This window comes from Streptomyces sp. NPDC005955 (assembly GCF_042871255.1).
Classification (GTDB): Bacteria; Actinomycetota; Actinomycetes; order Streptomycetales; family Streptomycetaceae; genus Streptomyces.
Map to the genome: position 1 here is coordinate 135,714 of NZ_JBIAIF010000005.1, position 19,563 is coordinate 155,276.

General features: G+C 74.4%; 14 protein-coding genes. 6 read left to right on the forward strand and 8 right to left on the reverse strand.

What is annotated here, in order from left to right; translation table 11 throughout:
* The first annotated feature begins 92 nt into the window (after window positions 1-92).
* Together ACFYOU_RS15100 and ACFYOU_RS15105 are read left to right on the forward strand one after the other, a co-directional pair.
* Window positions 93-662, forward strand: coding sequence for a WHG domain-containing protein (locus tag ACFYOU_RS15100; protein ID WP_391305958.1), 570 nt, complete (start codon window positions 93-95; stop codon window positions 660-662).
* 58 nt (window positions 663-720) lie between these two features.
* Window positions 721-1,902 (forward strand): GDSL-type esterase/lipase family protein, encoded by a 1,182-nt coding sequence (locus ACFYOU_RS15105; RefSeq protein WP_391305960.1) that lies wholly within the window; start codon window positions 721-723, stop codon window positions 1,900-1,902.
* A gap of 301 nt (window positions 1,903-2,203) precedes the next feature.
* On the opposite strand, the gene ACFYOU_RS15110 is transcribed toward ACFYOU_RS15105, so the two are convergent.
* Complete coding sequence (locus tag ACFYOU_RS15110; protein ID WP_391305961.1) at window positions 2,204-3,538, reverse strand: alpha/beta fold hydrolase; 1,335 nt, start codon at window positions 3,536-3,538, stop codon at window positions 2,204-2,206.
* Window positions 3,539-3,606: 68 nt separating this feature from the next.
* On the opposite strand from ACFYOU_RS15110, the gene ACFYOU_RS15115 reads away from it, so the two are divergent.
* The gene (locus ACFYOU_RS15115) at window positions 3,607-4,224 is read left to right on the forward strand and encodes a WHG domain-containing protein (protein WP_391305963.1); all 618 of its coding nucleotides are present in this window, start codon (window positions 3,607-3,609) and stop codon (window positions 4,222-4,224) included.
* A gap of 33 nt (window positions 4,225-4,257) precedes the next feature.
* Here the strand turns inward: ACFYOU_RS15115 and ACFYOU_RS15120 are convergent, their stop codons facing one another.
* The 3 genes from ACFYOU_RS15120 to ACFYOU_RS15130 form a co-directional block, all read right to left on the reverse strand.
* Window positions 4,258-5,709, reverse strand: coding sequence for an amidase (locus ACFYOU_RS15120; RefSeq protein ID WP_391305964.1), 1,452 nt, complete (start codon window positions 5,707-5,709; stop codon window positions 4,258-4,260).
* A gap of 148 nt (window positions 5,710-5,857) precedes the next feature.
* Entirely contained in the window at window positions 5,858-6,931 is a 1,074-nt protein-coding gene (locus ACFYOU_RS15125; protein WP_391305966.1) for a sugar ABC transporter permease, read from the reverse strand.
* Window positions 6,928-8,151 (reverse strand): MFS transporter, encoded by a 1,224-nt coding sequence (locus ACFYOU_RS15130; protein WP_391305967.1) that lies wholly within the window; start codon window positions 8,149-8,151, stop codon window positions 6,928-6,930. Before ACFYOU_RS15130 ends, ACFYOU_RS15125 begins: the two co-directional genes overlap by 4 nt.
* Window positions 8,152-8,455: 304 nt before the next feature.
* Here ACFYOU_RS15130 and ACFYOU_RS15135 point away from each other — a divergent pair, with 304 nt between their 5' ends.
* The 3 genes from ACFYOU_RS15135 to ACFYOU_RS15145 are packed head-to-tail and all read left to right on the forward strand — an operon-like array spanning window position 8,456 to window position 11,257.
* The gene (locus tag ACFYOU_RS15135) at window positions 8,456-8,848 is read left to right on the forward strand and encodes a hypothetical protein (RefSeq protein WP_391305969.1); all 393 of its coding nucleotides are present in this window, start codon (window positions 8,456-8,458) and stop codon (window positions 8,846-8,848) included.
* The gene (locus ACFYOU_RS15140) at window positions 8,845-9,984 is read left to right on the forward strand and encodes a polyprenyl synthetase family protein (RefSeq protein ID WP_391305970.1); all 1,140 of its coding nucleotides are present in this window, start codon (window positions 8,845-8,847) and stop codon (window positions 9,982-9,984) included. The genes ACFYOU_RS15135 and ACFYOU_RS15140 overlap by 4 nt, the downstream gene beginning before the upstream one ends.
* 52 nt (window positions 9,985-10,036) lie before the next feature.
* On the forward strand, window positions 10,037-11,257 hold the full coding sequence (locus ACFYOU_RS15145) for an oxygenase MpaB family protein (protein ID WP_391305972.1): 1,221 nt from the start codon (window positions 10,037-10,039) through the stop codon (window positions 11,255-11,257).
* A gap of 21 nt (window positions 11,258-11,278) precedes the next feature.
* Here the strand turns inward: ACFYOU_RS15145 and ACFYOU_RS15150 are convergent, their stop codons facing one another.
* The 4 genes from ACFYOU_RS15150 to ACFYOU_RS15165 are packed head-to-tail and all read right to left on the reverse strand — an operon-like array spanning window position 11,279 to window position 19,507.
* Window positions 11,279-12,511: a TIGR02679 family protein gene (locus tag ACFYOU_RS15150; protein ID WP_391305974.1), complete on the reverse strand. Its 1,233-nt coding sequence runs from the start codon at window positions 12,509-12,511 to the stop codon at window positions 11,279-11,281.
* Window positions 12,508-16,650 (reverse strand): TIGR02680 family protein, encoded by a 4,143-nt coding sequence (locus tag ACFYOU_RS15155; protein WP_391305976.1) that lies wholly within the window; start codon window positions 16,648-16,650, stop codon window positions 12,508-12,510. Before ACFYOU_RS15155 ends, ACFYOU_RS15150 begins: the two co-directional genes overlap by 4 nt.
* Entirely contained in the window at window positions 16,647-17,882 is a 1,236-nt protein-coding gene (locus tag ACFYOU_RS15160; RefSeq protein WP_391305977.1) for a TIGR02678 family protein, read from the reverse strand. The genes ACFYOU_RS15155 and ACFYOU_RS15160 overlap by 4 nt, the downstream gene beginning before the upstream one ends.
* Complete coding sequence (locus ACFYOU_RS15165; protein WP_391305978.1) at window positions 17,879-19,507, reverse strand: TIGR02677 family protein; 1,629 nt, start codon at window positions 19,505-19,507, stop codon at window positions 17,879-17,881. Before ACFYOU_RS15165 ends, ACFYOU_RS15160 begins: the two co-directional genes overlap by 4 nt.
* Between the last annotated feature and the right edge of the window lie 56 nt (window positions 19,508-19,563).

Genomic DNA, 19,563 nt, shown 5'->3' on the forward strand with positions numbered 1-19,563 from the left:
CCGCTGGCGTGACCCGCCTCCTAGCGATAGGCTCATTTGCCTACACCTTTTAGGCAAATACATAAGAGCAATCGCCAAACGGGAGGATGGTAATGGTTCGAGCAGGGGTCACCCTGGAACGACTGACGCGTGCGGGGGCGGAACTGGCCGACGAGGTCGGCTTCGACCAGGTGACGGTCTCCGCGCTCGCCCGCCAGTTCGACGTCAAGGTGGCGAGTCTGTACTCACACCTGAAGAACTCCCAGGAGCTCAAGACCCGGATCGCCCTGTTCGCACTCGAAGAACTCGCCGACCGGGTCGCCGCCGCCCTGGCCGGCCGGGCCGGCAAGGACGCGCTCGCCGCGTTCGCGGACGCCTACCGCGGTTACGCCGCGGAGCACCCCGGCCGTTACGCCGCCGCCCGTCTCAGGCTCGATCCCGAGACGGCGGCGGCCAGTGCCGGGGTCCGGCACGCGCAGATGACACGGGCGATCCTGCGGGGCTACGACCTGGCAGAAGAGGACGAGACCCACGCGGTACGGATGCTGGGCAGCGTCTTCCACGGCTACATCAGCCTGGAGGCCAGTGGCGGCTTCAGCCACACCGCCGTCGACCCGCAGCAGTCCTGGACCTGGATCGTGGACTCCCTCGACACCCTGCTGCGCAGCCGGGCCGCCTGCTGAGCCGCCGCCGCTCCCCGCCCCTCACCCGACACCGCGACCGAACGGGCTGACCGAGTCAATGGACGACGAGAACCACCTGATCACCACCCCCGTCACCGCGGACCTGCTGCGCGGCGCCCTCGACGTGGAGCACACCGTGCACGGACTGTTGCCGCACCGGCTGCCCGCCGCGGCCCGCCGGCAGATCCCCGACGAACAACTGGCCGTCGCCGAGGCCCAACCGTCCGGCGTGCGGCTGGTGTTCCGTACCCGGGCCACCACCGTCGAGCTGGACGCCCTCCCCACCAAACGCGCCTACCAGGGGCTCCCGACGCCCGCGGACGGCGTCTACGACCTCCTGGTCGACGGGAGCCCCGCGGGTCGGGCCACGGTGCCCGGTGGCCGGGTGCGCACGGTCGACCCGGCCACCGGGTCCGTCTCACTGGTCGAGGGGCCGCCCGGCACCGCCCGGTTCACCGGGCTGCCCCCGGGACCCAAGGACATCGAGGTCTGGCTCCCCCACAACGAGGTCACCGAGCTGATCGCGCTGCGCACCGACGCCCCCGTCGAACCGGCCCCGGCCGCTGGGCGCCGGGTGTGGCTGCACCACGGCAGCTCCATCAGCCACGGTTCGAACGCGACCCGTCCGACCGCCATCTGGCCGGCCCTGGCCGCCGCCCGGGGCGGCGTGGAACTCGTCAACCTGGGGTTCGGCGGCAGTGCGCTGCTCGACCCGTTCACCGCCCGCGCGATGCGGGACACGCCCGCGGACCTGATCAGCATCAAGATCGGCATCAACCTCGTCAACACCGATGCGATGCGCCTGCGCGCCTTCACCCCGGCCGTCCACGGTTTCCTGGACACCCTGCGCGAAGGGCACCCGACCACACCGCTGTTGGTCGTCTCCCCCGTCCTGTGCCCGATCCACGAGGACACGCCCGGGCCGTTGGTGTACGACTTCGGGGCCGACGGGACGGTGCGGTTCCGGGCTTCGGGCGACCCGGCCGAACGCGCTGCGGGGCGGTTGACGCTCGGTGTCATCCGTGAGGTGCTCGCTCGGGTCGTCGCGGAGCGGGGCGCTGAGGATCCTCACCTGCATTACCTCGACGGTCGTGAACTCTACGGTGAGGCGGACCACGTCGAGTTGCCGTTGCCCGACCGGGTGCATCCCGATGAGGCGGGGCACGGGCGCATCGCTGCGAACTTCGGGCGGCTCGCCTTCGGTTCCGGCGGCGCGTTCGCCCTGCCGGCGGGCCCGTAGCGGGTGCTCGCGGTGTCCCTGCGGGTGCGGCGGGGGTTGCTCGCGCAGTTCCCCGCGCCCCCTACGGGGGCTGCCCCCTGCGGTGCGCTGTCGCGTGCGGGTGCGCGCTGGTTGCTCGCGCAGTTCCTCGCGCCCCTACGGGGGCTGCCCCCTACGGGGGCTGGCTGGGGTGCCCCGATAGGGGCGCGGGGAACTGCGCGACAGCGGGACGCACCTGTGCGGAGCCGCGCACGCGGGCGGAAGCGCACCGTAGGGGCGCGGGGAACTGCGCGGGCAACCGACGCGCACCCGCACGGAGTGATCATTCGCGGTCACGCAGGAACGTGGGGATCTCCTCGCGGGTCGGGCGGTTCGGCAGGGGCGCCGGCTCGTCCCGGAGGAACGCCGTGACCACGGAGGCGGCCCGTTCGTCGTTGTCGTCCAGGCCGTTCCAGATGCGGTGCCCGACTCCGGGCATGAACTGCGTGCGCCGGACGCCGGGAGCACCGGCGAGGACCGCGGTCGCCCACTGACGGACCTGGGAGGAGCACTCCGCGATCATCAGCATCGCCGGGACCCGGGAGCGCCCCAACCCCGGGGCGACCGACGGCGAGTCCCTGATCGTCTGCTGGACGCGGAGGCTGGCCGCGGCGCTGAAGGAGAAGTTCCCTGCGGTGTCCTCCACGGGGATGCGGTGCGCGTCGCGCGCGCAGTAGGCGGACGCGGTGTCGCTGCCGAGGTCCGCGGCGGTGAACGCGTTGTCGCCTTCGGCCTGTCCGATCAGCCCGGTGTCGGGGGTGAGGAGACCGAGTCGCATGAAGCCGAACGCCACGGCGTAGCGGGGAACGCGTGTCGAGCGCGGTCCGGACACGGCGGGCGCCAGGTCACGTGCGGAGGTGCGGCCCTTGTGCCCGTTGATGCGCGCGGTGGGACCGTCCATGGGGCCGGGCTCGGCGATGATCGCCCGGTGCAGACGTGCGGCCACCCGCGGGTCGGCCAGGGCCCGGGTGAGCACGACCCCGCCCGCGGAGAATCCGAGGACGTCCACCTTGCCCCGGTCCAGGCGGTCAACGAAGGCGGCGAGGTCACGGACCGACCGGGAGACCGTGTACTGCCCCATGGGGAGCAGCTCGCTCCGTCCACCGCCGGCCTGTTCGTAGGCGTAGACGTCGTGGCCCTGGCGCGCCAGGAGTTGGAGGAACCGGTGGTCGATGACCGGGATGCCGCGGACCGGTCCGCCGTTGAGGTACACCAGGGGGACGGGGTGCCGGGCGCCGGCGTTCGCGGGCGGGTAGTGGTACACCGCGACCCGGCTGCCGGTGGCCAGGTCCCAGTGCTGTGTGGTGACGAAGGGCAGGGCGGGCGGGTACCGCCGGGTCGTCGGCACGGTCGGGACGCAGACGGATGCCGTCAACGCCGCCGCGACCAGCACCGGCAGGAACGGCACCAGCCGCGCCGGCCGAGCGCGGTGCCGCCCCCGCCACACGGCGAGTGCGGACCCCACGCCGAGGGTCGTCAGCCATGCGGCGAGCCCCGAGCCCGCCCCGTCCGTGAGGGCGATCAGTGCGAGGAAGACGAGGACGAGCGCCGCGACGGCGACCAGGGCCAGCAGTAAGCGTCCGGCGAAGCGGACCGGACGCATGGCGGACGTGGGCATGGTGAACCTCCGACAGTTTCAGAACGCCGTTTCAAAACGACGTTACCAAAGACGGTAGGCTGCGGGTCGTGGGTAGGCCCAGGACGAACGACGAGGCAGTCAGGGAGCGGCTCGTGGCGTGCGCGACCGAGTTGCTCGCCACCCGTCCGCGGGAGTCGGTCACGGTCCGCGCCGTGGCCGCTGCTGCCGAGGCGTCAACGACGGCGGTGTACTCGTTGTTCGGCGGCAAGGACGGACTGATCGGTGCGGTGCGCGACCGGGCCGTCGCCGGCCTGTTCCAGGACCTGGCGACGGTGCGCCCCTCCGCGGATCCCCTCGCCGACCTGTACGCACTGGCCGTCGCCTACCGTCGTTGGGGGCGCGGACACAGCCACCTGTACACGGTGCTGTTCGGTGGTGTGCAGTCCTTCGACCCGTCGGGGGCGGTGGGTGCCGCGGACCCGATCCGTCCGCTCCTCGCGGCGATCGACCGGGCCGTGGCCGCGTCCGTCCTCGCCGGGGAAAGGACGTCGATCGCGGTGTCGATCTGGGGGACCCTGCACGGGCTCGTGACCCTCGAACTGGCCGGGGCCCTGGACGCCGTCAGGGCCGAGGCCGCCTTCCACTCGACGGTTCACGCCACGTTGCGCGGATGGACGACCCCGGAGGTGTTCCGCGCCCTCCGCCGAGCCGAACCCGCTCCCTGACGGGACCACGGCGCCTGGAGGACGGGGACGGCCCTACTCCGGCGCTTGGAAGCCGCCCATCCGCTGTTCCAGCAGTTCGGCCAGCCGCAGCGGGGTTCGGTCCTCGAACATCGGACCGATGAGCTGCACCCCCACCGGCAGGCCCTCGGAGGACCGGCCCGCGGGCACGGCGGTGGCGGGCAGACCGGGCATGGTGGCCAGACCGGCCCAGGCGAGTTGGTCGAAGTACGGGTGGTCCACGCCGTCGATGTCGATCCGGCGTTGCCTCGGATCGGGTGCGTGGTCGTGCGGGAACGCGGGAGTGGGCGTGACGGGACACACCACGGCGTCGAACTCGGCGAAGAACTGCCGCCAGCCGTGGCGGTGGAGCTCGCGACGTGCGTTCGCCTCGATCCAGTCGTGATGGCTGAAGACCATGGCGCGCAGCCGCGTCGCATCGAGACTCCGGTCGTCCGCACCCAGTCCGGCGGCGCGGGTCCGCAACTGCTCGTACGCTTCGACGGGAAAGCGGGCGACGGAGCTGGAGAACAGCAACTGCGTGTAGATCAACGCGGCTTCGGTCAGATCGGGCAACAGCGCGCTGTGCCGTTCGACGCGGGCGCCGCCGTCGGCGAGCGCGTCGGCCACCCGGTCCACACCCGCGCGCACCGCGGCCCCGGTCGGAACCAGCGGATGGTCGTCGAGGACCAGGACCCGGTGGTCGCGGAGTCGTTCGTGGCGCGGGGGTGGCAGCGTCACGTCGTACGCCACGCCGAACGTCAGCGGGTCGGGTCCGGCCATGACGTCGAGCAGGAGCACGAGGTCGCGGGCACTGCGCGCCATCGGGCCGACGACGGCCAGGTCGTGTTCGGTCGGCAGGGGCGGTGCCGGCGGCACGCTCATGCCGCGGGTTGCCGCCAGTCCGAGCGTCGGCTTGTGCCCGTAGACGCCGCAGAAGTGCGCCGGGGTGCGCAGTGAACCGGCGAGGTCGGAACCGATGGACAGCGCACCGAATCCGGACGCCAGGGCCGCCGCCGAGCCCCCGGAGGATCCGCCCGGGGTGCGCTCGTGGTTCCACGGGTTGTTGGTGGTGCCGTGGATCTCGTTGAAGCTCTGGATGTCTTGCAGCCCGAAGGGCACATTGGTCTTGCCGAGCACCACCGCGCCCGCGGCCTTGAGCCTCGACACCTGTACGGCGTCCTCGGCCGGCCGGTGGTTCCGGTGCAAGGGCATGCCCCAACTCGTGGGGAGCCCGGCGATGTCGTACGACTCCTTGACCGTCACCGGAATGCCGAGCAGCGGCCGGTCCGCACCGCGGGCACGTGCCTGGTCAGCAGCGCGGGCGGCGGCTCGTGCACGGTCGAAGTCGGGCACGCAGATCGCATTGATCGTCCCGTCCTCCCGCTCGATCCGCGCGATCGTCTCCTCGGTCAGTTCCGCCGAGGTCACTTCACCGGCGCGCAGGGCAGCAGCAAGCCTTTCGGCCGTCTGAAATCTCCAGTCCATGAACGGACCGTATAGAGCCGTCGAGCAGGCCATAAAACGCCGTTCCACGCAACGGAAGAGGGGCCCCGAAAGCGCACGATGAGCGCCCCGAAGGGGCGCGGGGAACGGCGCGGGCAACCACCGCGCACCCGCACCGCGAACGGGACGTTCAGACCTCGTCGAGGTCGACCAGCCCACACCGCCCCGCGAGCCCGAGCGCCAAGAAGAAGTCGCCCCAGACGAGTTCGTGCCGCACCGCCGTGCCGCGCTCCGCGTCGTAACACCCGTCGAGCAGCATGCCCACGGGACGCTCCCCGCCCGTCCCGCTCAGATGGTCCGCCACCAGCCGGTCCAGGATCGCCGCGGCACGCTCTCCGTGCCCCTCGGCCTCCTGCCCCGGCACCCGGGCCAACTTGAGCAGCGCGACCGCGGTGATCGCCGCGGCCGAAGTGTCGCGCGGGCCGTCGGGCAGGGCGTCGTCGGCCGGCGGCACGAGCGGCCCGCCGTCGTCGGTCAGGAGTCGGCGCAGCGCCCCGGCCAGCCCGTCCGGACGCCAGTCGGCCTCCCCGGGGCGGCCCAGGGCGTCGGCGACCGCCAGCAGGAGCCAGGCGCGGCCCCGGCTCCACCCGGGCGGTGGATCGGCGCAGGGCTCCCACCCCGCCCCGGTGTGCCGCCAGGCGGGCCGGAGCAGCGCACCGGAGGCGCCCCCGTGACCCCCGACGCAGAGGTCCAGGTGCCGGTGCAGGTGCGCGGCGGCCGCCGCCCGGCCCCCGGGCCCCGCGGCCGCCAGCAGTTGCACCGTACCGGGCACGCCGTCCGCCCGGGCCTGTTCCCGGTCACCGCCCAGGGCCGCCCCCCAGGGCACGATCCCGAGCCGCGGGTCCACCGCGGCGAGGCAGGCCCCGGCGGCCCGCTCGCGCAGTGCCGCCGCGTCCGCGTCCCCCGCGGCGAGCGCGGTTCCGTACCAGAGGATGAGCCCTCGCGTCACGGTGTCGGCCGACGCCCAAGGGGCCAGTCGACGGGTGACGGCCGACGCCGCGACACGGTCGTCCTCGGCTCCGGTCCAACGGGACCGTAGCCACAGGAGACCGGCCCAGAAACCTCCGGTCCACGATCCCCGGCCGGTGGTCGTCCACCGCCCGGTGTCCGGATCGGCGAACAGCGGGAAGCGCTCCCCGACTTCCTTCCGGGTGACCAGGACCCGGTCCAGCACCTGGGCGAGGGCCTGCTCCGGGGCGCTCACGAGGTGGCCCCGGCGACGGTCCGACCGTCGCGCACCGCCCAGGCGTACGCCACCCCGGCGGCGATCGCGAACTCCGCGGCCACCAGCAGCCAGCCCGCTCCGTAGTGGCCGGCCTCCGCGAGCGGCCCGAACAGCGGGGGGCCGACCGCGAAGCCGGCGAAGAAGCCCGCGGCGACCAGCGCGGAGTCCTGCCCGGCGCGTCCCGGAGCGGCGCGCTGCATCACCAGCACCATGGACACCGCGTTGCCGGAGACCGCGAACACTCCGACGGCCACCGCCGCCACCCACGCCAGGGGCATCGCGTGCACCGACGCCGCCAGGAGCAGCGCCGCGCCGACGGACCCGAGGGCGAGCCCGCCCGGCAGCCAGTGTGCGCGGTCCGGCCGGGCGGCCTTGGACCAGCCGATGCGGCCCGCGATGCCGGCGACCCCGAGGACCGCGACCAGCGCCCCGGCGGCCGTCGGCCCCAGGTCGAGCCGCTCGTCCCCGAAGAGGGTCACATAGGTGTTGACCGAGGCGATGCCGCCGCCGAGGAAGAGCGAGAACACCGCGAGCCAGGCGACGTGTCCGCGCGGGAGGAACCGGGCGGGTCCGGCCGCCGCCGTGGTCGGCGGCGGGGGGTCGGGCGGCAGGACGCGCGCCGCCCAGCCGGCGACGAGCACGGCCAGGCCGGCCGCGGCCCACACCGCGCCGCGCCAGCCCACCGAAGCGGCCAGCGCGGCGAGCGGCAACCCGGCGGCGAAGGCGCCGAGTTGGACGCCCGACTGTTTCAGTCCGGTGGTGGCGCCCCGTCGGGCGGGCGGCACGACCGCGAGGATGGCCTTGTTCGTCGCCGGGTTGGCCAACGCCTGCGGCAGTCCGCCCAGGGCGACCGCCGCGAGCAGGAGCCCCGCGCCGGGGGCGGAGGCGATCAGGGCGAGGGCGAGGGCGGTGATCAGGGGGAGCGCCACCAACGCCCGGCGCGGGCCGATGCGGTCCACCACCCGGCCGCCGACCGGGGACAGCACGGCGGCCGTCCCGAAGCCGATCGTCGTGGTGAGGCCCAGCACCGTCGCCGAGACGCCCAGGTCGTCCATGAGGCGCGGGCCGAGGACGCCGAGCAGGAACAGTTGCAGCATGGACAGTGCCATGGCCACGGTCAGCAGGGCGGTCAGTGCCCTGCCCCCGCCGCGGTCGTCCGTCCCGCCGTCCTGCGCCCGTTGCGCGCTGAGCGCCCCCATGTCCGCCTGCCTCCCCGAGGTCGACCCCGTAGCCGAATGGCCCATCGAGCAGTAGTCGTGCGCACGGGCGTCCGAGTTCCCGCAGCTCGTTGTGGTGTGCGCCACGCAGGAGGGGGCGCCGGGGGTACGGGGCGGGTCGCTTGGTAGCAGATATTCCTTGCCGTGTACGGGAGTTGAGGTGTTCCACAGCAGATCGGATGACTTCCGGCTTAGCGGCACGGCCCGCGGGAAGCTCGTCCCCGAACAGCCCCGGGGAGGCCCGGTGAGAACGGGCGACGGGGCCGAAGGCACGGGTGGGGAGACCATGGCACAGGAACACGGGAGTGGGCCGGGCGGCGCTGAACGGCGCACCGACGAGGCGGTCCTGTTGGTGGCGGGAGCGGTGGACCTGGTGCTGGAAAGCGCCGAGGACGCGCTCCGTCGGGTGCGCGCCCTGCTGGGCAGGTCCGATCTGGGTGAGCTGACGGCCGAGGTGCGGCGGGACCTCCTCGCGCGGGGCCGCAACAGCGGACTGGACCCGGTGCGCACCGCGTCCGCCCCGGCACATCTGGAGCTCCTGGCGCTCCGGGCCCGGCAACGCACCGGCCCGGACGGCGCCGGTGGAGGCGGTACCGGTCCCGACGACCCGGGTGCGGCGGCGCAGGAGCCCGCACCGACGGGCGCCGCGTTCCGCGCACCCGGGCATCCGAGCCGGTGACGGTCACCGCGACCGGGCGGGCCACCGGTGCGCAGCAGCGCGCCCCGGACGCCCCGTCCGTGCCGCTGAGCGCGCTCAAGGCCAGGGTCGACCACGAGTTGGAGACGTTCGCCCGGCGCGAGACGGCCCTCCTGGAGGCGGTGGACCCGGAGTTGAAGCCGTTCGGGGAACAGCTCCGGGCGATCGTCGGCCACGGCAAGCGGCTACGGGCGGCGTTCTGCTACTGGGGTTGGCGGGCGGCGGGGCGCGCGGACGGGGACGACGTCGTGCGGGCCGCGGCGGGCGTGGAACTGGTGCACGCGGCGGCCGTCGTCCACGACGACCTCATCGACCGCAGCGCCCTGCGCCACGGGGTGCCCACCGCGCACCGGGCCCTGGCCCCGCCGCGGAACCGCCTCACGCGCGGCACCGGGCGGGGCGCCACCGGGCGGGCCCTGGCCCTGCTCGCCGGTGATCTGCTGATCTCCTGGTCGGGCCAGCTGTTCACCGACTGCGGGCTGCCGAGCGCGTATCTCAACCGGGCCCGCCCCCTGTGGGCGACGCTCGCCCGGGAGTTGGTCGCCGGGGAGTGCCTGGAGGTCCTGCGCAGTGGCCCGGGCCGCGCCGGCGCCGCCGATCCGGACGGCTCGCTGAAGATCGTCCGGTACAAGACCGCCAAGTACACCGTCGAGCACCCGCTGCACATCGGTGCCCTGCTCGGCGGTGCGCCCCCCGCGCTGCGGGAGGTGTTCAGCGCCTACGGTGTCCCGCTCGGTGAGGCGTTCCAGTTGCGGGACGACCTCCTGGGCGTGTTCGGCGCGCCCGACAGCACGGGCAAGTCCAATCTGGACGACCTCAGCGGCGGCAAGCCGACGGTCCTGCTGGCGTTGATGCGACGGACGGCGACGGACGCCGAACAGCAGGAGATCCAGGCCCTGTTGACGCGGCGCGAGGAGACCGGGCCCGAGGACCTCGACCGGTTCCGGGCGATCGCGGAACGCACCGGGGCCCGCCGCGGGGTCGAGGAACTGATCACCGCGCGGGCGACGGCGGCCACGGAGGCCCTGGCCGCCGGCGAACGGGCCGGGCTCCTGCCCGCGCACGCCGCCGAGGCCCTGCACCACCTGGCCCACCACTGTCTGAGCCGCGCGTCCTGACCACGGCGCCCCTCCCGTGCACCACCCTTCCGTTCCCGAGAGGAAGCACCCCATGAACCCCACTGCTGCGGACGCACCGGCCGGGTCGCCCCCTCCCCCGTACACCGAGCGTTCGCTCGACGCCCTGCGGCAGGTCGGCGACGAGCTGGCGGACGCCACGGTCGCGGAACTCTTCGCCCGTGGGGAGACGGGCCGGTTCAACACGCTGATGCGCTGGTTCTCCACCGCGGGGCAGGACCTGCCCCCGGGACTGCCCGACGTGGCCCGGGAGTACCTGGAGGCGACGGCGATGCCGCCGTCCTGGGTGGACTGGGGCGAGATGGAGAAGGCGCGGCTGTTCTTCATCGACAACAACGTGCACGTCTCGACCGCGCTGTCCTTCGCGTCGATGCCCGCCTGTTACGTCGTCCCGCACATCGCGAAGCTGCTCAGCGCGACCCATTCCCTGGAGTACCCCTCGCGGAGGATGGCGGAGACCGGACAGTTCACGGTCTACCTGATGCAGCCCGGCGCCTTCGAAGCCGGAAGCAGGTTCATCCCGGCCGCCCAGAAGGTCCGGCTGCTGCACGCCTCGATCCGCCACCACCTGGAGCGGGAGAACCTCTGGGACGTCGAACGCCTGGGCACGCCGATCTGCCAGGAGGACATGATCGGCGGTCAGATGATGTTCTCCATCCAGGTCCTCGACGCCCTGCACCGGCTGGGCATCCACCTCTCCAACGAGGGCGCCGACGCCTACTTCTACGCCTGGCGGGTGGTCGGCGCCATGCTCGGCATCGACCTCGCCCACATGCCCGAGAACCTGGAGCAGGCCCGGCACTTCTCCGACCTGTACATGAGCCGCCACATGGGCCCCTCGCCGGAGGGCGCCCGGCTGACCCGTCAACTCATCGACCTGTACGAGGAGGTCGTGCCGGGGACCGTCTTCGACCCGGTGGTGCCCGCCATGATCCGCTACCTGGTCGGGGACACCTGCGCCGACTGGCTGGAGGTGCCCCGTTCGCCGCTGTGGGATTCCGCGATCCGGACCGCTCCCGCGCTGCTCGGGGTCCTGGAGGCCCTGGAGGACCGGTCTCCGCTCGCCGCCTGGGCGTTGGACCGGTTGGGCCACCACACCAGTGTGTTCGAACTCAGCTCGCTGACGCGTGGTCGGGTGATGCAGTACGCCATCCCGGAGCGGCTCAAGGGCGAGTACGGCGTCACCTCCGCCCGGCCCCGGCTGGACCGCTGGGCCCCTCCCCCGCTCACCCCCGACCCGAGCGCCGGTCGGTGACCGACTGCGTCGACGGCGGGCTCAGAGCAGGTCGGACAGCAGGTCCTCCAGTACCGTCTCCTCCTCCACCCGGACGCCCGACTCGGCCAGGGCCAAGGGCAGTTCGGGGTCCCAGGGGGCGTCGGCGGGCGTGCCGGTGAGCCCTGGCCGTTCGGGGCGGGCGAGCACCGCGGCCCGGTAGTCGGCTGCGGTGTAGCGCCAGGGCCGCCACGGCACGCGTCGCCGCAGGACGGACGCGATGCGCAGGCCGCCCCAGTCGAAGTCACCGTGGTACATGAGGGTCGTCCCCCCGTCGGTGAGGTGACCCAGCAGGGTCAGGGCCGCCGCGGACGGCTGCCCCTGGAGGCACACCAGGGGTGCGGCGGCCGGGCCGTGGGCGTCGGCCGCGGCGGCGAGCACGGCCGGGTTCTCGCAGACCCGGACGAGCGCGGTGCGTCCGGCGGGCGGGTGGCGGACGAGTTGGCGCAGGGTCAGTACGGCGGGCTCGCCCTGGTCGGCCTGCCAGTCGAGGCCGGGGGTGCCCCGGAGGTTGAGGGTGAGCACGGTCGAGGACAGCGCGTCGCGCAGCAGTCCGGCCGACGCCCAGGCGTTGCGCCGCCACTCGGCGCCGGTGCCGTCCTCGAACCCGGTGAGCGCCCGGGCGCCGGAGAGGGTGAGGGTGGCCAGCGGGGTGCCGTCGTCCAGGGCGTGGGCGCTGCCGAAGGTCCGGGCCGCGAAGGCGGCCAGGGACAGCGGTGGATCGGCGGGGAGGTGGCGCAGGGCGGCGACCGTCCGTTCCAGGAGGGCGCGGGCCGCGTCGGGCGTGCCCGCGAGGCGGCGCACCAGGCCGTCGCCGCGGACCCGTGCGGCCCATGCGGCGCAGCCGGGGACCTCCGCCGCGAGCTGGTCGAGCGGGGCGTACGCCTCCTGCCAGGCCCGTTCCTCGGCGGCTCGGGCGGCGTCCCGGGGGACGACCGGACCGGTGAGCAGGGCGACGGCGGCGGCCAGGCCGTCCGGGCTGGTGCCGGAGCGGCGCAGCAGGGCGTCCACCGATTCCCAGCGGATCGACACCGAGTGTCCGGTGCCGGGGGTGCGGCCCAGCAGCCGTTCGGCGGCCGCGCGCTGTGCGGGGGTGGGGGCGCTCAGGGAGACGGTTCCGGTGAGCGGTCGGCCGCGTTCGAGGCGGCGGCGCGCTCGGGTGACGAACCAGGCGAGATCGGGGTCGCCGAGCAGTCGGCGCAGGCGAGGTGCGTCGCCGGCGGGTCCGGGGGTCATGTCCACAGGGGCTCCGGCCCTTCGGGGGACTGCGTCGCTTGGACCGTGCGGTGCTCGGGCAGGGTGATCGGCGTGCGTGCGGGTTCGCTGCCGGGGTGGACCTGGTGGCCGTCCCATTCCCAGCGGGTGACGAGGACCGCGGCCACCTCGTCGATCCGCGACAGTTGGGCGATGGCGATGCCGGGCACCTGCGGGTAGCAGGCCCATTCCCGTTCGCTGGTCATGACCACATCGAGGTCGAAGGCGTGCAGCAGTCCCAGGCACTTGGCGCGCGAGTCGTCGTCCACCCCGGCGAACGCCTCGTCCAGGGTGACCAGGCGCGGGGCGTACGGGCTGCCCGCGGTCGCGTAGTGCGAGGAGGCCGCGGCGAACAGGGGGACGGAGACGGCGAGGACCCGCTCGCCGCCCGAGGCGGGACCGGTCGCGGTGACCCACCGGCCGTGTTGGTGGCGTTCCACGGCGAACTCGTGCCAGGACCGGTAGTCGAGTGCCGCGGAGAGGTGTTCGAGCCAGCTACCCGAAGCGTCCTCGGTGTGCTGGCGGGCGATCTGCGCCTGGAGGAACTCCCCCACCGCCACCCGGTCCTCGGCGCTCCAGGCGTCGGCCGACTGGCGCAGGCGCCGGCCGGCCTCGGCCAGACCGGCGGGGGCCGTGCGCGAGGCCCGCCAGACCAGCCGCAGTCGCATGCCGGTGGAGGTGGGCCGTTCCTCCAACTCGGCGTTCATGTCGCGCACTTGGCGTTCGGCTGCACCGATCAGCTCCTGAAGGGTGCCGGCCACTTCGGTGATCAGGTGGGTTTCCAGGACCTCGCGTTCCCGTGCCGAGAGGATGCGGGTGAGTTCGGCGACCTCCAGGGCCAGCGCCCCGGCCAGTTCCGGGACGGCCCGCTCGCGTCCCTGGTAGACGATGTCGACCACCATGCCGTCCTCGACCATCCGGGCGGACGCCGAGTGGCCGTGCCGGGACAGGGTGTCCTGGAGGCTCTTGAGTTCCCTGCTCAGATGGCCCTGGACGCGTTCCCAGGCGGCGTCGGAGTCGTCGGTCGCGGACAGTCCGGCTTCGACGGCCCGGGCGAACGCGACGGCGGGGGTGGCGGCCCAGGGGCCGGCGTCCGCTGCGGGCACCGGGAGGTCCGGCAGGGCGACCGCGACCAGCCCGGTGCCGGTGAACCGCTGGAGTGCGGCGATGGCCGCGGTGCGGGCCTCGGTCGCCCTGGCGAGCCCTTCGTCCAGCTGCTCGATCTGGCCCTCCGCCCGGCTGGCCGCCCGGTCGGCCTCCGTGTGCTCCGTGCGCGCGCGGCGCTGCTGCGCCGCGCAGTCGGTGCGGGCGGCGGCGTTCTCGGCCAGTCGTCGTTGCAGGTCGGCGACGGCGGCGCCGACCGTGGCCCGGAGGGTGGCGTACCGCTCGTCCGCCGCGGCGGCGTCCCGGGCGGCCTCGTGCGCCCGCGCCGTGAGGTGGTCGACCCGCTCCTGGGCCCGGTCGCGTTCCCCGCGTTCCTCTCCGACCTGGTCGGCGGCCTCCTCGCGGGCCCGCAGCGCCGGCCACAGGGCGGCCAGTACCTCGGCGAGGGTGCCCAGGGCCCGGCGCAGGGCGGCCCGGCCCGTGGGGTCGGCGGGGAGTGCGAGGTCGGCGGCGGTGCTGGTGAGTTCGGCGGCGGACGCCTCGGCGCGTTCCGTGGTCCGCTCCAGGGCCGTTGCGCGTTCCGTGTGCCGCAGGCGGGTCCGGCGCACCAGCTCGGCCGCGGCGGCCACGGCGGCGTGGGCCCGGGTGAGGGCGTGTTCGTCGGGTACGTCGGCCAGTTCGTCGTCCAGGGTGCGGCGTCGGGCGGTCAGGGCCGCCAGTTCGGCCTCGACGGCTTCCGCTTGCGCCCGCAGGGCGGCGAGTTCGGTGTGCAGCACGGTCAGGCGGGCGCGTCGGGCCGCCTCCCGGGCCCCCGCGCCGAGGTACTCGGCCGCCGTCTTGGCCCACCGGCCGGTCAGGGTCCCCACCCGGAAGCGCCCGTCGACGGCGGCCCAGGTGCCCGCGCCGCTGTCCGGTCCGGCGCCGATGGTGGACAGCAGCAGGGTCACCGTGTCCTCGGCCACGGCGGCGGCCCGGGTGTCCGCCGGGTCGACGGCCACCCGCAGCAGTCCGGCGAGGGAGCCCCCGGGCAGGGGGCCGGTCGTCGGGGCGAGCAGGACGTCATGACCGTCGGCGGCCAGGACGGCGCCGTCGGGGAGGACCCAGGCGTCCAGCAGTCCGGACGCCTCCAACGCGGCTTCCAGTCCGGCGCGTTCCGGCGGGCCGAGCCCGTCGTGGAAGTCCACCAGCCGCCACAGCGGGGCGCCCGGCATCCGGTCGCGCAGGCCGGGTGTCCTGGTGGCCGGTGCGCCGGGTGCCCGAGGTCCGCCCGCCTCCAGGGCGGCCACCTCCCGCCGGGCCCGGTCCGTGCCGTCGCCGAGTTCGGTGCGGCGGCGTTCGGCGCCGGCGGTGCGGGCGGCGAGCCCGGCCGATGCGGCGGTGTGGGCCCGGGCGGCCCCGACGCGTACCGGGTAGGGCCCGTCCAGTCGGCGCACCCACTCCTGGAGGTCGTCCAGCACGCCGGGCAGATCGGGCAGGGCCAGTTCGGTCCAGCGCCGGGCCCGTTCCCTGACCTCGTCCAGCAGGGCGCGGCCCGCCGTCTCGACGCCCTGCTCCGCTTCCTGTTGGGCCCGGGCCGCGTGGTCGAGGTCGGCTGCGGCCTCGTCCAGCCGGACGGCGTCGCGCCGGCGGTCCTCGGCGGCCTCGTCGGCGACCTTCGCGAGGGCGTCGAGGTGGTCCACGGCCCGGTGGCCCCGTTCCCGGGCGGCGTCCGCGGCCCGGCGCAGCTCCGGGACCGGGAGCCGGTCGTCGGCGGGCAGTTCGGTCCTGGCCGTCGACGCCGTGTCGCGGGCCTGCCGGAAGGTCTCCGCGGCGAGCCGCGCCGCGCCGTCGAGTCGCACCTCGGCGGCGCCGAGCCGCCCGACGGCCCGAGTGAGGTGGGCGACGGCCTGCTGCCGGTCCTCCAGGGCGCGGCTGCGGGCCTCCCCGGTGCCGCGCACGGCGAGCGCCGCCCGGTCGAGTTCCTTGGCGCTGCGCATCTCGGGTCCTTCGCGCAGCGCCGCGTCCTGCGCCGACAGTCGGGTGTGGGTGTCCTCCAGGTCGGTGATGCGGGTGTCGGCCGCGGCCCTGGCCTCCTCCGCTTCGGCGCGGCGGGTCTGGGCGTCGGAGAGGTCGCGGTGCAGTTGCTCGTAACGGGAGTGTTCGGTGCGCGGCAGCCGGGCCCGGCGCCGGGCGGCGATCCGGGCGTACCGTCGGTAGTGCTCCAGGAACGCGGCGGCCGCCCGCTCGGCGGAGGTCGCGGCCGTCAGTTCGTCCTTCTCCTCGTCCAGGGAGCGGAACGCCTCGGCCACGTCGGCGATGACGGCCTGGTCCATGGGCGGCAGCGCCTCGGTGAGGGCCCGCGACAGCGCCTTCTCGTTGGGGCGCTTGGAGAGTTGGGGTTGGCGCAGTTGGATCAGGAGGTCGACCAGGGCCGCGTAGCGCCGGGGTCCCAGGCCGAAGAGCGTTTCGTCCACCGCCCGGCGGTAGGTTCCGGCCTGGTCGTACACCATGCCGTGGTCGGCCACCGCCTCGGCCAGCCGGTCCCGGGACAGGGCGGTGCCGGTGGCGTCCAGCAGGCTCAGGGTGCCCTCGCCGGGCCCGGTGCCGCGGTGGTCGACGCGCTGGCTGGTGAGGGCGTACCAGTGCCGGGCGATGCCGCGTCCGCTGACGGCCTTGAGTCCGCACAGCAGGGTGCGGAAGTGGTCTTCGCCGGTGGCCTCGTCGCGCCTGCCGAACTCGATCCAGGTGTAGCCGAGGCGTTCGGAGTGCGGGTGCTCCCCGCCGAGCAGCAGGTTCCACTCCATCCGTTTGCCGGGGTCGCCGTCGGGCTCGACCCGCCGGGGGCTGAGGTCCCCGTCGAGCAGGAACGGCAGGGTGAGGGCGAGCACCTTGGACTTGCCGGTGCCGTTGTTCCCGCGCAGCAGCAGCCGGCCGGCGCGGAAGTGGAACTCCTCGACGTCGTAGTGGAAGAGGTCGACGAGTCCGATGCGCAGGGGTTGCCAGCGCGTCCGGTCCGGGGTGGGCAGGGCGGTGGTCACGGCCGGCGGGCCTTTCGCTGGGCCGGCGGGCGGTGGCTGCCGGGTTCGAGTACGACGGGTGCTCCGACCGCGTAGCGGGCCAGGGCGGGACGCGGTTCCACCCCGCGGTCGGTGGAGGTGACCAGCCCGAGTGCGGTGAGGCGGGTGACGGCGTGGGCGACGAGTTCGTTCTCGGTGCCCGGTTCGCGGGCCGACTTCGCCCAGAACCCGCCGTGTTCGGCCGCCAGTTCGCGCACCCGGCGGGCGAGTTCCGCAGGAGTGACGGGGCCGGCGGCGCGGGAGAGGTGTTCGGCGAGGAGCAGGGTCACATGGCCGTGGGTGCCCTGTTCCGGCATCCGGAGGTCGGTGAGGTCGTCCTCGGGGTCGACCATGGCGATGCCTTCGGCGCGGATCTCGGGGACCAGGCCGGTGAGTTCGGTGATGCGGGTGGTGAGGAAGCCGCGTTGCCGGGTGAGGTAGCCGAGCTCGGCGTCGGTCAGCTCGTCGTAGTAGAGGACGGGGTCGTCCAGGAGGCGGCGGGTGAGCGTGTGGCGCATCGCCCGGAACCGCAGTTCGTCGCTGTCGAGGAAGGTCTCCGCGGCGAGTTCGTCGATCCGCCCCTCCAGGGTGTCGGCCTGCACGGTGGAGGGCCCGCGGTGGCCGGCGAGCAGTCCGGCGAGCACCCGCCGCTCGACGTCGTACAGCACGTCGCCCGCTCCGCTGACGTAGGCGTCCTCGTCGCCGGAGACCCGGCGCAGGACGCCCAGGTGCAGCAGGAGACGGACGACGGCGGCGAGGTCGAGCCGTTCGTCGCGCCGGTCGAGGGTGAACTCGATTCCGTGGGCGGCGAGTTCGGGATCGGCGGCATCGAGGACGACCTGATCGGCGAGACGGCCGAGGGCGATCTGCGACTCGCCCCGTTCCAGGGCGGCGAGGGCGAGGCACAGCAGGACGTAGCGTCGCCGGGTGAAGGGCGCGCCGGTACGGGTGGCCTCGCGCGCCGGGTGGGTGGGGTCGCTACGGACCCCGGGTATCTTGCGCAGCCGGGCGGCCTGGGCGTCGACCTGGAGGTGCCAGCCGGTGTTGCGGTCGAACCACTGCCTGAGTTCGGCGGCGTGCCGGCGGACCAGTCGGAGCTCGTCGGCGTACCGGCCGTCGGCGAGGAGCAGGGGCTGTTTCAGCAGGGCGCGGGCCGCCCTGCGCAGTTCGGCGGCGCGCTGCCCGTCGAGCACTTCTGCGAGCGGCGTGGTCACCGTTCTGCCCTTCCCTCGTCCGTGTCACCGGGCGGTTCGGGGGCGCCCGGGAGCAACGGGCCTCCCGGACCGGCGGTGCGGTCGGTGATCTCGATGCGGTGGTCGGGCCCCCGGAAAACGCCGCCCGGGGTGCGGACCTCGGCGGTGCCGCCGTCGTCGAGGAGGCTGAGGCGGATCTGTAGGGAGCCGTCGTTGCTGGTGGCTACGGTGTGCCGGAGGCCGGGTCGCCAGGTGGCCAGGGCGTCGCCGAGGAGGCGCAGGAAGAGCCCGAAGGCGGCGGGGTCGAGCTCGCCGAGTTCGGACAGCCGGCCGGCGCCCCGGGCGGTGAGCCGGGCCCGGGCCGCGGCGGTTTCGGCGGTCTGTCGGGCCGCGACCTCGGCCAGGTGGCGGCGTTGCTCCCGCCGGTCCTCCACCTTGCGGGGTTTGCCGCGCCGTTCGTAGCTGCCGGTGCGGCGCAGTTGCGGACTGATCCGCAGGGGCTCGGCCGCCGCCCAGCCGGTGGCGGCGGGTACCGGTCGGTCGGCACGGGCGGCGAGGGTGTCGGCGTCGACGGTGAGGTGGCGGGCGGGGTAGAGGCCGAAGGCGGTGCGCCAGAGCCGGTGCCGGGAGGCGTCGTCGGGGGCCTCGGCGAACCAGCGGGCCAGGGTCCGGAAGTCGGCCGAGCGGTCGGAGCGACCGGCCCGGCGCTCCCCGAGCACCCGCACCACGGCGAGCAGTTGGGGTACCGCGCCCAGCGCCCGGCCGCGCAGCAGCCGGGCCTGCGCCTCCCGGCCGTCGCGGGTGATGAACCAGGACCCGAGTCCGTTCCAGCGCGCGGCCCAGCGGTGGTACGCCTCCCGGGTCGCGCGTTCCGTCTCGACGCCTTCGCCGGGGGCGGCGTCCAGGGCTTCACGGGCGGCGGCGGCCCGCAGCAGCCCGTCCATCCGGCCGTCCCGCTCCAGTTCCTGGATCAGTTGGGCGATCCGGCCGCCGAGGGTGATCAGGTCCTGGATGAAGCGCTCCAGGTACTGGATGAGCCGGTCCTTGTAGGCGAGGAACGCCTCCTCCGTCACGTCGTGCAGGTCGATGGTGCGTTGCAGCGACCCCATGAACGCCCGGGCGTTGTCGGCGAGCGCGCCGAACCGGCTGGCCAGGGTGTCGAGCGCGAGGTGCACCCGGGCCGGGTCGGGCGGCTCGTCCGAGGCGAGCACCAGCAGGGCCCGGAGTTGGGTGACGATGTCGTGCAGGGCGACGGCCTGGAGCGCGCCGCGCCGGCCCAGCGCCTCGTCGTAGCCGGTCAGCGCCTCTTCGGCGGCCTCGCCCGCCCGGGTGAGTTGGTAGATGAACCGCTTCCGGTAGAAGTCCTCGACGGCGGTGACGCGTCCGGTGTCGGCGTCCGCGCGGAGGTTGCCCCAACCGACCAGGCTGTCCAGTGCTTTGACGACGGCGTCCGGATCGGCGGGCCGTTCGTCGACCGGCAGTGCGGCGTGCACGTCCTCCGGCCTGAGGTGCACCGCGTAGCGTTGCTTGGCCTCGACGAACACCCGCATCACCTGACGGTAGAGCACGGTGTTCTGGACGGTCAGGTGGGCGAAGGGGCTGTAGCCGTGCGGACGGGGTCCGGCGCCGGCGGTGCTCACGGTCATTGCCGATCATTCTGTCCCATCGCGCGGCAGTCGTGGCGGAAACCGGTCAGCCCGCC

Coding starts and splice junctions, on each gene's coding strand:
- ACFYOU_RS15100 (WP_391305958.1), top strand. CDS start 93: ATGGTTCGAGCAGGGGTCACCCTGGAACGACTGACGCGTGCGGGGGCG.
- ACFYOU_RS15105 (WP_391305960.1), top strand. CDS start 721: ATGGACGACGAGAACCACCTGATCACCACCCCCGTCACCGCGGACCTG.
- ACFYOU_RS15110 (WP_391305961.1), bottom strand. CDS start 3,538: ATGCCCACGTCCGCCATGCGTCCGGTCCGCTTCGCCGGACGCTTACTG.
- ACFYOU_RS15120 (WP_391305964.1), bottom strand. CDS start 5,709: ATGGACTGGAGATTTCAGACGGCCGAAAGGCTTGCTGCTGCCCTGCGC.
- ACFYOU_RS15130 (WP_391305967.1), bottom strand. CDS start 8,151: ATGGGGGCGCTCAGCGCGCAACGGGCGCAGGACGGCGGGACGGACGAC.
- ACFYOU_RS15135 (WP_391305969.1), top strand. CDS start 8,456: ATGGCACAGGAACACGGGAGTGGGCCGGGCGGCGCTGAACGGCGCACC.
- ACFYOU_RS15145 (WP_391305972.1), top strand. CDS start 10,037: ATGAACCCCACTGCTGCGGACGCACCGGCCGGGTCGCCCCCTCCCCCG.
- ACFYOU_RS15150 (WP_391305974.1), bottom strand. CDS start 12,511: ATGACCCCCGGACCCGCCGGCGACGCACCTCGCCTGCGCCGACTGCTC.
- ACFYOU_RS15165 (WP_391305978.1), bottom strand. CDS start 19,507: ATGACCGTGAGCACCGCCGGCGCCGGACCCCGTCCGCACGGCTACAGC.